At 74.8% G+C, this 14,936-nt stretch carries 13 protein-coding genes; 4 read left to right on the top strand and 9 right to left on the bottom strand.

Features of this window, described 5'->3' with window-relative positions:
- Positions 1-65 precede the first annotated feature (65 nt).
- Together GQ466_RS09020 and GQ466_RS09015 are read left to right on the top strand one after the other, a co-directional pair.
- Positions 66-1,559 (top strand): hypothetical protein, encoded by a 1,494-nt coding sequence (locus tag GQ466_RS09020; RefSeq protein WP_161102226.1) that lies wholly within the window; start codon positions 66-68, stop codon positions 1,557-1,559.
- Positions 1,556-4,822, top strand: a complete 3,267-nt coding sequence (locus tag GQ466_RS09015) for a hypothetical protein (protein ID WP_161102225.1) — start codon at positions 1,556-1,558, stop codon at positions 4,820-4,822. Before GQ466_RS09020 ends, GQ466_RS09015 begins: the two co-directional genes overlap by 4 nt.
- Positions 4,823-4,855: 33 nt before the next feature.
- Here GQ466_RS09015 and GQ466_RS09010 read toward each other — a convergent pair whose 3' ends face one another.
- The 6 genes from GQ466_RS09010 to GQ466_RS08985 form a co-directional block, all read right to left on the bottom strand.
- The gene (locus tag GQ466_RS09010) at positions 4,856-5,041 is read right to left on the bottom strand and encodes a DUF397 domain-containing protein (RefSeq protein ID WP_237417622.1); all 186 of its coding nucleotides are present in this window, start codon (positions 5,039-5,041) and stop codon (positions 4,856-4,858) included.
- Positions 5,042-5,196: 155 nt separating this feature from the next.
- On the bottom strand, positions 5,197-7,038 hold the full coding sequence (locus GQ466_RS09005; protein WP_161102223.1) for a phosphoenolpyruvate carboxykinase (GTP): 1,842 nt from the start codon (positions 7,036-7,038) through the stop codon (positions 5,197-5,199).
- Between the two features lie 176 nt (positions 7,039-7,214).
- A complete protein-coding gene (locus tag GQ466_RS09000; RefSeq protein ID WP_161102222.1) occupies positions 7,215-8,264 on the bottom strand; it encodes an ATP-binding cassette domain-containing protein in 1,050 nt (349 codons plus the stop codon).
- The gene (locus GQ466_RS08995) at positions 8,261-9,064 is read right to left on the bottom strand and encodes an ABC transporter permease (protein WP_161102221.1); all 804 of its coding nucleotides are present in this window, start codon (positions 9,062-9,064) and stop codon (positions 8,261-8,263) included. Before GQ466_RS08995 ends, GQ466_RS09000 begins: the two co-directional genes overlap by 4 nt.
- A complete protein-coding gene (gene modA, locus GQ466_RS08990; protein WP_161102220.1) occupies positions 9,061-9,816 on the bottom strand; it encodes a molybdate ABC transporter substrate-binding protein in 756 nt (251 codons plus the stop codon). The genes GQ466_RS08995 and modA overlap by 4 nt, the downstream gene beginning before the upstream one ends.
- On the bottom strand, positions 9,813-10,223 hold the full coding sequence (locus GQ466_RS08985) for a TOBE domain-containing protein (RefSeq protein WP_103564591.1): 411 nt from the start codon (positions 10,221-10,223) through the stop codon (positions 9,813-9,815). Before GQ466_RS08985 ends, modA begins: the two co-directional genes overlap by 4 nt.
- A 151-nt stretch (positions 10,224-10,374) precedes the next feature.
- On the opposite strand from GQ466_RS08985, the gene GQ466_RS08980 reads away from it, so the two are divergent.
- Positions 10,375-11,337 (top strand): alpha/beta hydrolase, encoded by a 963-nt coding sequence (locus tag GQ466_RS08980; protein WP_337193382.1) that lies wholly within the window; start codon positions 10,375-10,377, stop codon positions 11,335-11,337.
- Here GQ466_RS08980 and GQ466_RS08975 read toward each other — a convergent pair.
- The gene (locus GQ466_RS08975; RefSeq protein WP_337193381.1) at positions 11,318-12,463 is read right to left on the bottom strand and encodes a nucleoside 2-deoxyribosyltransferase domain-containing protein; all 1,146 of its coding nucleotides are present in this window, start codon (positions 12,461-12,463) and stop codon (positions 11,318-11,320) included. The genes GQ466_RS08980 and GQ466_RS08975 overlap by 20 nt on opposite strands.
- 142 nt (positions 12,464-12,605) lie before the next feature.
- Here GQ466_RS08975 and GQ466_RS08970 point away from each other — a divergent pair, with 142 nt between their 5' ends.
- On the top strand, positions 12,606-13,199 hold the full coding sequence (locus GQ466_RS08970; protein ID WP_161102218.1) for a hypothetical protein: 594 nt from the start codon (positions 12,606-12,608) through the stop codon (positions 13,197-13,199).
- A gap of 17 nt (positions 13,200-13,216) precedes the next feature.
- Here GQ466_RS08970 and GQ466_RS08965 read toward each other — a convergent pair whose 3' ends face one another.
- Both GQ466_RS08965 and der read right to left on the bottom strand, forming a co-directional pair.
- The gene (locus GQ466_RS08965; protein ID WP_161102217.1) at positions 13,217-13,420 is read right to left on the bottom strand and encodes a hypothetical protein; all 204 of its coding nucleotides are present in this window, start codon (positions 13,418-13,420) and stop codon (positions 13,217-13,219) included.
- 113 nt (positions 13,421-13,533) lie between these two features.
- Positions 13,534-14,928: a ribosome biogenesis GTPase Der gene (gene der, locus GQ466_RS08960; RefSeq protein WP_161102216.1), complete on the bottom strand. Its 1,395-nt coding sequence runs from the start codon at positions 14,926-14,928 to the stop codon at positions 13,534-13,536.
- Positions 14,929-14,936 lie beyond the last annotated feature (8 nt).

Raw genomic sequence — 14,936 nt, 5'->3', positions numbered from 1 at the left:
TCCCACCGGACACCCATAAGGTGTGCATCTCCCCGCCAACCCGCACGTTCACAGGGAGTAGTCCGATGTCGTCGGAATCGTCGGAAGGCGCGGTCGCGCGGTGGTGGGACGCGGTGACGCGGCGGGGCGGGTTCGTCCACGCCGCCGTCGTGGGCGCGCGCGGCACCGGGAAGACGACCTGGTTCCGGAGCCTCGCCGACGCCGACCCGAAGGCCGTCGCGCTGTGGGACGTCCGCCGCGTCGCGCGGGCCCGGTCGATGGACGAGGTGTGGGCCGACCTGTTCGCCGTGCTGGACGTGGAACCGACCGGCGGCGACCCCCTGGACGACCTGGAGGACCGTCTCGACCTCCTCGACCACGGCCCGGTTCTCGTCGTGGACGACTGGGACGCCGCCGTCGACGGGCGCGGCACGACCGTCCCCGACTGCTGCTACGAGGTGCTGGACCAGCTCGTCCGGTTCTGCCTCGGCCAGGCCACGACCCGCGCGGGCGCCGCCTGCCTCGGCCTCGTGCTCGTCACCTCGCTGCCGGACGTCACCGACCTCGAGTACTTCACCCGGGCCGTCCAGCGGCCGACGTTCGAGCGGCTGTCCCGGCTGGTCACGCGCGCCTTCACCGCCGAGCGCTTCCCGCTGCTCGGCCGCGCCGAGAGCGAGGCGCTGCTGCGCGGCGCGGGCCTGGCCGCCGCCGACGCCCGCAAGGCGGCGGACGCGTGCGGCGGCTGGCCCTGGCTGCTGCGGGAGGCCGCGGCGGCGGCGCACGCGCACGGCGGCTGGACGCCCGACGCCGAGCGCGACGTCCGCGAGGGCCGCCTGCCCGCCCTGCTGGACGCCGGGCTGCTGCCGAGCCTCGCGGCGCGGCCCGAGGTCCGGGTGCTCGGCGGCGCGCCGCTCGACTACCTGGTGCGGGAGCTGGACCGGCTGCGCGAGCCCGCCGCGTTCGGGCTGCCGCACGCGTTCGACGATCCGGGCCGTCCGGCGCCGCTCGTCCGGGACCTGCTGACCCGCCGGTTCCTCGTCGTGGACACCGAGAACCTGCGGATGCCGTTCCAGCGGCACGCCGAGGTCGCGCCGGACCGCTACGGCGGCGACGTCGACGCCTACCTGCAACCGCGCGTCGGCGCCTGGCTGCGGCGGCTGTGCGCGGCCCACCGCGTCGCCGCCGACGACGTGTGGCTCGTCGGCCGGTCGCAGGAGCGCATCGACCGGACGGTCGGCGCCGCGACGCCCGGCCGCCGCCTGTACCCGCCCGCGCCGCTGCGCAAGAAGGCGCGCAGCGGGAAGAACGGCAGCGACGACAACCTCATGACCGCCGAGGTCGCCCGGGAGGCGCAGCGCAACCCGCTGGCCCGGTTCGTGCTCGCCACCGGCGACGCCGACGCGCCGTTCATCCTCGACGTCGTCGGCGCGCTGGACCAGGTCACCGTCTGCACGCCGTGGGCGGCGTCGACGGCGCTGCGGCGGCGCCTGGCGGGCGAGGGCCGGCTGATCGAGCACACGTTCAAGGAGCGGCGCCCGCCGGAGGTGCGGCGCCGCAACCCGCCCGGCGGCGAGCGGTGACGGGCTTCGACCGGCTGGCGGCCGTCCTGCACGGATGGAAGTTCTGCGCCGCCAAGCCGTCCGTGCTGGCCTGGGCGACCGTGTCGGTGCTGGCCGTGTGGGACACGGCGGCGGAACGGCGCCTGGTCATGATCGACGTCGACCATCCGCTGCTCGCCGGGTTCGCCGACGCCGTCCCGGCCGGGGACGTCCTCGCCCGGCTGGCGGCCCTGCCGCCCGCCGAGCCCGCCGGCCCGGTCTGGACGGTCCGCACCGCGACCGGGACCGTCGTCGCGCCGCAGCGCGCCTGGTACGACGCCGCGCTCGCGCCGCCGCGCTGGGCCGAGCCCGCCGCGCTCGCCTCGGTCGCGCTCCGGACCGACGACGCCGCCGGCCCCTGCGTCGTGGAGCACCACCGGTCCGGGACGCCGGTCGCGCCGGCCGTGGCCGCGACCGAGCTGCTGCTCCTGCTGGCCCTGTTCACCCGGACGGCACCCGCCGCGATCGCCGCCCTCACCGCCGTCCTGGCGAAGCAGCCGCTGTTCACGGCCGCCGCCCGCGACGACGGGACGTTCTACCGCCGCGTCGGCGACCGGGCGCCCCAGACCTACGTCCCGGCGGACGGTTCGATGGCGTTCGTGTGGGACCGGAGCGCCGCCTGCGGGACCGTCCACGTCCTGGACGCCGCGTCCCCGGCGCTGGAAGGCGCGCGCTCGACGGCCAAGGACGGCGGCCCGGTCGTCCCGATCGGCGCGCCGCTCGCGCTGGCCGGCGGCATCGCCGTCCCGCCGGACGGGCCGGACGGCCTCCTCGTCCAGCAGGACGCTGGCTGGACCCTCGTCGGTGGCGTGCTCGTCGCCCGCGACGTCCGCGGCTGGGCGGTCACGCTCGACCCCGCCGCGCCGCCCCGGGGCGCGGTCCGCCGGGTGGCCCTGCGCGCGGACGGGCTGACGCTCGTCCACGACACCGCCCCGGGCGCCGACACCCGGGCCGCCCTGGACCGGCTCATCGTCCTCACCGCGGGCATCGCCGGACACGCCGTCGCCGCCCACGACACCTGGGCCGGGTCGGACGCGGCGGTCGCGGCCACCCGGCGGCGCGCCGTGGAATGGCTCGGCGCGCGCCGCACGCCGCTCGACCGGGACGCCGTCGACCACGTCGTCGCGACCGCCCTGCGCAACCAGTCCGACCCGCCGACGCTGCCCGCCGTGCAGAGCGCGCTCCCCCGCGTCGGCGTCGAGGACCTGGAGGACCGGCACTACGGGACGCAGGCCGTCGCGCTGCTCGTCCTGGAACGCGAGCTGGAACGGCGGTTCAAGCGCAAGGCCACCGACCCGGCCGTCTTCGCCGACGCGCTGACCGCCTACCTCGTCGCGCTCAACCAGGCGTCCACCGAGACGTGGCCGTGGGCGTGGCAGCGGATCGTCCGGCACCTGCGCGAGTACCTCGGCCGCACGCGGCAGCCGCAGCGGCGCGAGCCGACCCTGTCGGAGCAGGCGCTGCCGAAGGCGGTGCGCCCGGAGTGGGAGCGGCTGGCCGAGCGCATCCCGTGGATCCGCTGGGTGGCCCGGCCCGCGCTGGACCCGCCGAACGGCGTCGCGGTCACCGCCGCCGACGTCGTGGACCTGCTGACGCTGCTGCGTCCGCGCCAGGAGCCCGTCATGACCGGGACGCGGCGCCACAGCTCGGACATGGCGGTGCGGAACGTCCCGCTGCCGCCCCGGTTCGCGCAGCTCTACCGGGGCCCGGCCGTCGCGCCCGCCGTCCTCGGCGAGCTGGCCGACGCGCTCGGCCCGCTGCTGCACGACCCCGGCCAGTCCGCGCGCATGGCGCAGGCGCTGACGCTGCCGCCCGCGCTCGACGCGGCGGTCCGGCGGCGGCTGGCCGACGCGATCGAGGACCAGACCGACACCGCGCACCTGCTGGTCGTCCGGGTGGACGACTTCGAGTCCCCGCGCGTCCTGCTGACGAACCTGTCCCCGCACGCCGGGCTGTACGTGCGGCTGGATGACGAGCCGATCCGGCTCGCGCCGTGCGCGGTGGAGCAGGAGGGCGCGTTCAACTACTGCGCCGTCCGCCCGACGACCTCCGACGGCCGGCTCACGGTCGGGTCGGAGCGCGTGCCGCTGGACGCCGTCCGGTCTCCGCTGGACGAGGGCGCCGACGTCACGCTCCCCGCGCTGCCCGCCGACCTGTTCCGGGGCCGCGAGCAGCAGCTCGCCCGGCTGCGGCGCGTCATCGGCGGGTCGGGGCCGCGCGCCGGGAGCCTCGTGTTCGGCACCCGGCGGGCCGGGAAGTCGTCGCTGGCCTACCAGATCAGCCGGGACGACCGGCTGCGCGGACGGCTCTGGATCGACCTCGGCGACACGCCGACCTCGGTGACCGACGCCGCCGCCTGGAACCGCTCGGTCTGCCGGACGATCGCCCGCCAGGCCCGCCGCGAGCTGGGCATCGCGCTCGACCCGTCCGAGGGCGACGTCGTGGAGCTGCTGGCCGACCTGGACGACGCCCTCGACGGCGGTAAGCCGGTCGCGGTCGTGCTGGACGAGCTGGACGTCCTGCTGCTGCCCGAGCAGGGCGGCGCGGGCCGCCGGACGGCGGGCCGGCTCGGCAACCTCGCCCCCCGCAACCTCGTGCTGATCGGGACGGTGCAGCGCTTCCACCGGTCCGTCCACGAGTTCAAGACGTGGCAGGCCGTCGAGTGCCCCGCCGACCTGTCCTGGGCCGACGGCGTCACGTACTTCTTCGGCCCGCTCGCCGACCGCTCGGCCGGGCCGCGCGTCGTATGGCCGCGCCGGGCGGGGGTCGCGCCGCGCCACTTCGCGACCGAGATCGTCCCGCGCATCGGGCTGCGCCCGTACTTCTGGGCGCGGCTGCGCAACGGGCTGGACGGGCACGTCCACGACGACCGGGCCGGGACGCGGCTGGTCACGGCGCAGGACGTCCGCCGGTACCTGGACCGGCTCGTGGTCGAGGACCCGCACCTCAGCACCGTCATCGACGACGGCGCCGAACTCGACGCGCAGGAGCGGCGGCGGCACGACCTGTTCGGCGTGGACGAGCGGCGGATCCTCGTCCAGTTCGCGCAGATGCCGACGACGGGGAAGACGCTGTCGGTGCACCGGGCGGTGCGGGCGGGCGGGGAGGCGGCGCTCGCGGAACTGGTCGACCGCGCGTACCTGGCGTACACGCCGGAGGGGACGCTGCGGACGGCCGTCCCGATCTACCACGACTTCCTGCGCGCCCGCGTGACGGACCTCGTCGCGGTCACGCCCGCCGGGTGACGCCGGGGCCCGCGCGGGCCCCGGCGCCGGGAGCTAGGGGCGGAGGTCACCGTCCTTCATCCGGGCGAGGACGCCGGCCAGCACGCGGCGCGACAGCAGGAGGTGGCCCTGCTCGGGGGCCTTGCTGTCGCGGACGCCGACGCCGCCGGGCAGCGCGGCGACCGCCACGCAGTTCCCGACGCTCCGGCTGAGGCTCGACGTGCGCCATTCAACGGCCATCATGGCTCCAGGGGTGGGTGCGGAGGGGCGGACAGGGTCTACCCGATCACCGAGCGCTAGAACATGAAAAACCGTCCGAAAACGGACGGGACCGCGTCCCCTGCGGCGAGTTGCGTCGAGGGGGCGCGGTCCCGTTCCGGATCCGGTGCGCGGCGTCACTCCGCCAGGCGGTTCACCAGCGCGTTGTACTCGTCCCACAGCTCCTTCGGAAGGTGGTCGCCGAAGGTGTTGAAGTGGTCGGGGACGAGGGCGGCCTCCTGCTTCCAGACCTCGCCGTCCACCGACAGCAGCGTGTCGAGGTCGGCGTCGTCGATGACCAGGCCGTCGGTGTCCAGGGCGGCGCGGGTCGGCAGGTGCCCGATCGGCGTCTTCACGGCGTCGGCGCGGCCGTTCAGGCGCTCCACGATCCACTTCAGGACGCGGCTGTTCTCGCCGAAGCCCGGCCAGATGAACTTGCCGTCGGCGTTCTTGCGGAACCAGTTGACGTAGTAGATCCGCGGCAGCTTCTCGGCGTCGGTCGAGCGGCCGATCTTCAGCCAGTGGCCGAAGTAGTCGCCCATGTTGTAGCCGCAGAACGGCAGCATCGCGAACGGGTCGCGGCGCAGCTCGCCGACCGTGCCCTCGGCGGCGGCGGTCTTCTCCGAGGCGATGTTCGCGCCGAGGAAGACGCCCTGCTGCCAGTCGAAGGACTCGGTGACGAGCGGGACGGCCGAGGCCCGGCGCCCGCCGAACAGGATCGCCGAGATCGGCACGCCCTTCGGGTCCTCCCACTCCGGCGCGATGATCGGGCACTGCCCGGCCGGGGTGGTGAAGCGGGCGTTCGGGTGGGCGGCCGGGGTGCCGGACTCCGGCGTCCAGTCGTTGCCCTTCCAGTCGGTGAGGTGCGCGGGCGGCTGCTCGGTGAGGCCCTCCCACCACACGTCGCCGTCGTCGGTGAGCGCGACGTTCGTGAAGATGCTGTTGCCCCAGAACGTCTCGACCGCGTTGGCGTTGGTGTCGGCGCCGGTGCCGGGCGCGACGCCGAAGAAGCCCGCCTCGGGGTTGATCGCGTAGAGGCGGCCGTCCTCGCCGAACCGCATCCAGGCGATGTCGTCGCCGATGGTCTCGACCTTCCAGCCCGGGACGGTCGGCTCCAGCATCGCGAGGTTGGTCTTGCCGCACGCCGACGGGAACGCCGCCGCGACGTACCGCGCCTCGCCCTCGCCCTGCGGCGGGGTCAGCTTGAGGATCAGCATGTGCTCGGCGAGCCAGCCCTCGTCGCGCGCCATCGTGGACGCGATGCGCAGCGCGTAGCACTTCTTGCCGAGCAGCGCGTTGCCGCCGTACCCGGAGCCGTAGGACCAGATCTCACGGGTCTCGGGGAAGTGCGAGATGTACTTGGTGGAGTTGCACGGCCACGGGACGTCCTGCTGCCCCGGCTCCAGCGGCGCGCCGACCGAGTGGACGGCCTTCACAAACGAGCCGCGCTCCTCGATCAGCCGCAGCGCGGGCTCGCCCATCCGGGTCATGATGCGCATGGAGACCACGACGTACGGCGAGTCGGTGATCTCGACGCCCAGCTGGGAGATGTTCCCGCCCAGCGGGCCCATGCAGAACGGCACCACGTACATGGTGCGGCCCTTCATCGAGCCCTTGAAGATCTCGCCGAAGGTGCGGCGCATCTCGGCCGGAGCGACCCAGTGGTTGGTCGGCCCCGCGTCCTCCTCCTTCTCGGAACAGATGAAGGTGCGGTCCTCGACGCGGGCGACGTCGCTCGGGTCGGACGCGGCGTAGAAGCTGTTCGGACGTTTGGCGTCGTTGAGCCGCTTGAAGGTGCCCTGCTCGACGAGGAGGTCCGTCAGGCGCGTCCACTCCGCGTCGGAGCCGTCGCACCATTCGATCCTGTCCGGCTGGGTCAGCTCGGCGATCTCCCGTACCCAGTCCACGAGTTCGGCGTGGCTGGTCGGGGCCTGGTCGGTGTGTGAAGAGGCGGACGACGCAGCAACCTGGTGGGACACGGGCAACTCCTTCTTGCTGTTCGCAGGATCCTCGCATCATGAACAAAACCGAACGTCTTTTCCATTTGGTCTGGACCAATCACGCCCGGTTTTGGGTGATCCGGCATCCATTTGTGATGCTTATCACGGACAAAACCCCTGCTCAGGGGCCTTGGCACGGTCCTGTCCGCGGCCGTTCATGCCGGGTATACCTGGATCTCTGTGGCTTTGACCGATGTCCAGACCTCACTCCCGGTGACGAGTCCCAGGTCCGCCACGGCGGCCGGGGTGACGTCCGCGGCGACGGTGCGGCCGGGAGCGTCCAGGCGCACGCGGACCCGGTCGCCCTGCGGTTCGACGCCGCCGACCGTCGCGCGCCAGAGGTTGCGGGGGCTGCCGTCCGGCCGGGTCCGGTAGAGCGCGACCGAGGCTGGCGAAAAGGAAAGAAAGACCTCACCTCGCAGTGAGGTCGCTATGTCGATGGACGGGCCGTCCTGGACAACGGCGACCGGACCGTGCTCGCGGACCTCGACGCGTCCCCGGAACAGGTTCAGCCCGACCAGCCGCGCCACGTAGCCGGTGCGGGGCCGTCGCGCGACCTCGGCGGGCGCGCCCTCCTGCACGACGCGCCCGGCCTCCAGCACGACGAGCCGGTCGGCGAGCACCATCGCGTCCAGCGGGTCGTGGGTGACGAGCACCGCCGCGCCCGCGAACCCGTCCAGATGGCGGCGCAGCGCGGCGCGGACCTCCAGCCGGGTGTGGGCGTCGAGGGCGGACAGCGGCTCGTCCAGCAGGAGCAGGCCGGGCCGGACCGCGAGCGCGCGGGCCAGCGCGACCCGCTGCGCCTGCCCGCCCGACAGCGCGCGCGGCCGGGACGCGGCGTGCGCGGCGAGGCCCATCCGGTCCAGCCAGCCCGTCGCCTCCCGGCGCGCCGCCGCCTTGCGCGCGCCCCGGCAGCGCAGCCCGAACGCGACGTTGTCCAGCGCGCTGAGGTGCGGGAACAGCAGGTAGTCCTGGAACACCATGCCGATGCCGCGCCGGTCGGCGGGCAGCGCGGACAGGTCGGCGCCGTCCACGCACAGGTGCCCGCCGGACGGGACGAGCCCGGCGAGCGCCCGCAGCGCCGTCGACTTGCCCGCGCCGTTCGGGCCGAGCAGCGCGACGACCTCGCCGGGCGCGGCGGTCAGCGCCAGGTCGAGGGCGAACCCCGGGCGGTGGACGACGATCCGCGCGTCCAGCCCGCTCACGGCGCGCTCACCCACCGCCGCCGCAGCGCCGCCAAGACGGCCACCGACACCGCCAGCAGGACGAGGCTCAGCACGATCGCGGCCTGCGGGTCGTTCTCCAACGCCAGGTAGACGGCCAGCGGCATCGTCTGGGTGCGGCCGGGGAAGTTGCCCGCGAACGTGATCGTCGCGCCGAACTCGCCGAGCGCCCGCGCCCAGCACAGCACGGCGCCCGCCGCGATCCCGGGCGCGACGAGCGGGAGCGTGACGCGGCGGAAGACCGTCCAGCGGCCCGCGCCGAGCGTGGCGGCGGCCTCCTCGTAGCGCCGGTCGGCGGCGCGCAGCGCGCCCTCGACGCTGATCACGAGGAACGGCATCGCGACGAACGTCTCGGCGAGCACGACGCCGGCCGTGGTGAACGGCAGCGTGACGCCGAACGCGTCGTCCAGCCAGCGGCCGACCAGCCCCCGGCGCCCGAGGACGAGCAGCAGCGCCACGCCGCCGACCACCGGCGGCAGCACGAGCGGGACGGTGACCAGCGCCCGCGCGAGCCGGACGCCCGGGAACGGCACGCGCGCCAGCAGCCACGCCAGCGGCACGCCGAACAGGACGCAGAGCGCGGTCGCGAGCGTCGCGGTGACCAGGCTGAGCCGCAGCGCCTCGCGGACCTGCGGTTCGGCGAGGCGCGTCCCGAGCGTGGTCCAGGGCGCGCGGGCGAGCAGGCCGACGAGCGGCAGGACGAGGAACGCAAGCCCGACGAGGGCCGGGAGCACGAGCACCAGCGGTGCCCGGCCCCGGTTCCCGTCCCGGCGGCGCGTCACGGCTTCTCGAAACCCGCCCTGGTCAGCGCGTCCTGGCCCGCCGGGGACAGCACGAAAGCGACGAACTGCCGGGCCAGCGCGAGCTGCGGCGCCTTGGCGAGCGCGGCGATCGGGTAGGCGTTGATCGCCTGCGCGGCCTCGGGGAAGTCGATGCCGGTGACCTGGCCGGCGGCGGCGCCGACGTCGGTCCGGTAGACCAGGCCCGCGTCGGCCTCGCCGAGCCGGACCTTCGTCAGGACGGCCTTGACGTCCTGCTCCCGCGACACCGGCCGCACCGTCAGCCCGGCGGCGGCGAGCGCGGTCTTCGCGGCGGCGCCGCACGGGACCTGCTCGGCGCAGAGCACGACCTTGTTGCCCTTCGCCGCCAGGTCCTTGAGCGCGTGGACCTTCGCGGCGCCCTTCGGCACGGCGATGACCAGCCGGTTCCTGGCGAAGACCTGCGGCGCGCCGGACGCGTCGCCGTCGTCGGTCACCGTCTTCATCGTGGCCGGGCTCGCGGCGGCGAACACGTCGGCGGGCGCGCCCTGGACGATCTGCTGCGCGAGCGCCGAACTCCCCCCGAAACTGAACCGCACCTTCACGCCCGGATGGGCCCGCTCGAACGTCTTCCCGAGCGCGGTGAACGTCTCGGTGAGGGACGCGGCGGCGAGGACGGTCAGCGTCCTGTCCTCGCTCTTGCCGCCGTCGTCGCCGCACGCGGCGGCCGTCAGCAGGGTCAGGGCCGCGACGGCCGCGCTCAGGATGCGTTTCATCGTGCGTCTCCAGGGGGGTCGGGGCGTTCGACGACGACGGTGGTGGACTTCACGACGGCCTCGGCGACGACGCCGACTTCGAGGCCCAGCTCGTCGGCCGCCTCGCGGCTCATCAGCGAGACGATCCGGAACGGCCCGGCCTGGACGTCCACCTGCGCCATGACGCCGTCGCGGATCACCGCCGTGACGATGCCGCGCATCCGGTTGCGCGCCGAGGAGAACCGCTCGGCCTGGTCGCCGCCCGCCGCCTGCGCGCGGACGAACTCCGCGAGGGCCGCGCCGGGGATCCGCCGGTGCCCGTGCTCGTCCCGGTCGGCGACGAGGCGCCCGCCGTCCACCCACCGCCGGACGGTGTCGGCGCTGACGCCGAGCAGCGCGGCGGCCTCACTGATCCGGAACGTCGTCACGAGCAAACCCTACCGATGCGCAGATACCACCCTATAGTCGCCTCTGCCCTTCGAGATGCGACCGTGACCGCGATCCAGAGGTGGCAACTGCCGCACGCCGCCCGGCGGCGGGCCCTTGGCCGCGCGGACTGCGGCGGGGTAGTTAGGACGCGTGGAGAACCTTGTGATCGAACGGCGCGGCCGGGCCAGCCTGCGGTCGCGGGCCGTGGCGGGCGGCGTCCGGGGCGTCGTCCGGCCCCGGCTCGCGCGCCTGGCCGCCCGCCCGCTGGACGACCGCGCGCTGCGCCGCGTCGCCCGGATCGACCGGCTCGCCGGACGGGCCGGAACGCCGCGCGGCGTGTCCTGCGAACCCGTCCGGTTCGACGGGTTCGGCGCCGAATGGGTCCATGGACGCGGCGTCGGGCCGGACCGCAGCCGCGCGATCCTCTACCTGCACGGCGGCGGATGGGTGAGCTGCGGCCTCAACACGCACCGGCGGATGGTCGCGTGGTTCGGGGCGGCGGCGGGCGTCCCGGCGCTGTCGGTGGACTACCGGATGTACCCGGCCGTCCCGTTCGAGCGCGAGGTCGAGGACTGCGTCGCCGCCTACCGGTGGCTGCTGGCGTCCCGCGACCCGGCCGACGTCGTGATCATGGGCGACTCGGCGGGCGGCCACCTCACGTTCGCCACCGCGCTGCGCGCCCGCACCGAGGGCCTGCCGATGCCCGCCGCGCTCGTCGGCCTCTCCCCCGCGCTGGACCTGGACCTGACGGCCAAGCTCGCGCACGAGAACGTCCGGCTCGACCCGTCCGCGCCCGCCGAACTGCTCCAGCGGCTGGTGGACGCGTTCGCCGGGCACCTCGACACGTCCGATCCGGACATCTCGCCCGTCCGGGCCGATCTGACGGGCCTGCCGCCGACGCTGCTCACGGCGGGCTCCACCGAGCTGCTGTACAGCGACTCCGCCGAGATGGCGCGGCGGCTCGCGGACGCGGGCGTCCCCGTGGTCCTCGACGTCTGGGACCGGCAGATCCACGTGTTCCAGATGTTCGGCCCGCTGCTGCCCGAGTCCCGCGCGTCCATCCGCGACGTCGGCCGGTTCGTGCGGCGGGCGCTCAGCGCAGCGCCGCGCTGACCATCCCGAGGACGGACCAGTCGGCGCGGCCGTCGCGGCACAGCTCCCCGTAGGTCGTGATCTCCACCTGGGTGACCTCGCCGTCCGCCGCGACGCCGAGCGGACCCGCCGCGCGCAGCCGCGCCAGCTCGGCGTCGGTGATCTCGGCGGCGTAGACGTGCGCGCGGTGCGCCGAGAGCGTCGCCGCGACCTGCCGCGTCCCGCACGGCCGCAGCCGGTCCGCGGCCAGGACGAGCCCGGTCTCCTCGACGACCTCCGCGAGCGCCGTCTCCACCGGCCCGCCGGGACCGGACCCGCCGGGCGGCTCTTGGACGAACCCGTCCGGCGCCGCGCCCGGCGCGCGGAACTCGCGGACCAGCACGATCTCGGTCTCGTCCAGGGTCGGGCGCGGCCGGTAGAGCACGACCGCCGACACGTCCGGGCGCCCGAGCACGACCTCGCCGTCCTTCACCCGGTCCTCGGCGGCCACCAGGACCCGCACGCTCAGCGCCCAGAACGCCGCCGGACGGCCCTTGACCGGCAGCCGCCACACCAGCCGCGCCCCGAGCAGCACGTTCCCCGCGCCGCGCTGCGCCGCGTACCACCGCCGGAACGACGGCTCCCGCCACACCAGCAGCGGCACCTCGCGCTCGCCCCCGGACCGGACGGCGCCCGTCCCGATCCGCTCCAGCGCCGCCGCGACCGTCCCCGGCAGATCCTCGGCGACCGGCATCCCCGACCGGACGGCGTGGTGCAGCAGATACCGGTTCTTCGGGGCGTCCGGCGGCGCGCCGAACACCGCGCGCCCGCTGGCGTGCCACATCCCGAACTCTACGTTCGTCGTGAAGCCGGGTAGCGTGTCCAGGTCGCGCGGCACGTAGAAGACGACCTCGTCGGCCAGGTGCAGGCAGCGCTCCTCCCAGTCCACCTGGCCGAGGTAGTCGCCGTGCCACCCGTCCTGCGGTTCCGGCGCGAACACGACCAGCCGTCCCGGCCCCTTCCACCGCCGCCGCAGCTCGGCCACGGCCGCCGGACGCCACGACGGGACGTCCGCCGCGCGCGGCGACGGGCCCGCCAGGAACACCGCCGCCGCCCACGCGTCCGGGGGCTCCTGCGGGGCGAACACGACGCTGACCTCGGCGTTCACGATCCGCCTTTCGTTTCGCGCATGTTCGGACCGGGAGGCCGGGGGTAGGGGGCGCGCCAAGCAGAACGCACCTAATTCACCCCGGAGGGTGACCATGAATCGGACCATGCGGGCACCGCGCACCAGGGGTGCCCTCAGCGGAATGCTTCTCACGCTGCTCGGGCTGTGGGGTGGGCTGATGCCCTTCATCGGGCCGTACGCCTACTTCGGGTTCGCACCCGAAAGCGCCTGGCACTTCACCACCGACCGGCTCTGGCTGATCATCCTGCCGGCGGTCGCCACGATCATCGGCGGGCTGATCCTGATGTTCGCCGCGAACCGCGCCGTCGCGATGTTCGGCGGCTGGCTCGCCGCGGCCGGCGGGCTGTGGTTCGTGGCCGGCGGGACGATCGCCGCGCTGTGGGGCGGCGGGCTCGGCGCTCCGCTCGGCGACAGCCTGGGGCACCGCGTCGCCGTGGTGCTCTCGCTGACCACCGGGCTCGGCGCGCTGATCACGATGCTCGCCGGACTGGCCCTCGGCCGCTTCGCCGTGGTCGGCGTCCGCGAGGCGCGCCGTGCCGAGGCCGCCGCGGCGGCCGGGACGGGCGCCGGAGCCGAACGCGGCGCGCCGCGCCAGGGCGCCGCGCCGGAGTGGGAGCGCACCGGCGAGAACCGCGGCCGGCCGGTCCCCGCGCACGGACGGGCCGGACGCAACTCCAGCGAACGGGCCGCCGGTGAACTGCGCGACCGGCACTGACGCCGGTACGGCGCGGCTCAACGGCCGCGGGACCGGCGCATGTCGCGCACCGTCTTGCTGGTCTCGTAGCCGCCGTCGTCGCGGACGTCCACGTCGTCGCGGTCGGTGAACATGCCGACGAAGGCGACCAGCAGTCCGACGCCGCCGATCCACGGCGCGTGCCAGACGAAGCTGAGGGCGATGCAGACGGCAGCGACGGCCAGCAGGATCAGGAGCTTCATGTCACCTCGCGCGCCCGGGCCGTCCCGGGCGGGGGACGGTGGAGAAAGATCCGGTCCGCCCGATCCTGACACGGCGGGACCCGTCCGGGAAGACTCCCGGACGGGTCTCGTCGCTACTTCTTGCGGGCCCGCTTCTCGCGGATCTTCATCGTGACGTCCAGCGGGGCGCCCGCGAACCCGAACTCCTCGCGCAGCCGCCGCTCGATGAACCGGCGGTAGCCCTCCTCCAGGAAACCGGTCGTGAACAGCACGAACCGCGGCGGGCGCACGCCCGCCTGCGTCGCGAACAGCACGCGCGGCTGCTTGCCGCCCCGGATCGGGTGCGGGTGGGAGTTCACGAGGTCGGCGAAGAACTGGTTCAGCTTGGACGTCGGGACGCGCTGGTCCCAGCCGGCGAGCGCGGTCTCCAGCGCCGGGACGAACTTCTCCATGTGCCGTCCGGTGCGGGCCGAGACGTTCACGCGCGGCGCCCACCGGACGTGGTGGAGCTGCCGTTCGATCTCGCGCTCCAGGTAGTGGCGGCGCTCCTCGTCCAGCAGGTCCCACTTGTTGTAGGCGATCACCAGCGCGCGGCCCGAGTCGACCACCATCGAGATGATCCGCAGGTCCTGCTCGGCCAGCGACTCCGACGCGTCGACCAGCACGACCGCGACCTCGGCGCGCTCCAGCGCCGACTGCGTCCGCAGCGTCGCGTAGAAGTCGGCGCCCTGGTTCTCCCGGTGGCGGCGGCGGATCCCTGCGGTGTCGATGAACCGCCACACCTGCCCGCCGAGGGTGATCTCCTCGTCGATCGGGTCCCGGGTGGTGCCCGCGACGGCGTCCACGACCGCGCGGGTCTCCCCCGCGAGCTGGTTCAGCAGGCTGGACTTGCCGACGTTCGGGCGGCCGACCAGCGCGATGCGGCGCGGCCCGCCCGCCTCGGCGAACGTCTCCGGCGGCGCCTCGGCCGGCAGCGCCGCCAGCACCGCGTCCAGCAGGTCGCCGCTGCCGCGCCCGTGCAGCGCGCTCACCGGGTGCGGCTCGCCGATCCCGAGGTTCCACAGCAGCGCCGCGTCGGCCTCGGCGGAGACGCCGTCGACCTTGTTGGCGACGAGCACGACGGGCTTGCCGGAGCGGCGCAGGATCTCCACGACGGCCTCGTCCACGTCGGTCGCGCCGACGGTGGCGTCCACCACGAACATGACGACGTCGGCGAGGTCCACCGCGAGCCGCGCCTGCTCGGCGATCGACGCGGCCAGGCCGCGCGCGTCCGGCAGCCAGCCGCCGGTGTCCACCACGGTGAACCGGCGCCCGCTCCACGTCGCGTCGTAGGCGACGCGGTCGCGGGTGACGCCGGGAACGTCCTCCACGACGGCCTCGCGGCGGCCGAGGATGCGGTTCACCAGCGTGGACTTCCCGACGTTCGGGCGGCCCACCACCGCGACCACCGGCGCGGGCGGCGCGTCGGGCGGCGGCGCGTCGAAGTCCGCGTCGATGTCGACGCCGAGGTGGAAGTCGTGTTCGCTCACTGCAAGTC

Origin of the sequence: Actinomadura rayongensis, from assembly GCF_009831215.1 — a bacterium.
Lineage (GTDB): Bacteria > Actinomycetota > Actinomycetes > Streptosporangiales > Streptosporangiaceae > Spirillospora > Spirillospora rayongensis.
The sequence above is the reverse complement of the archived record's forward strand: the minus strand, read 5'-3'. Positions and strand labels throughout refer to the sequence as shown.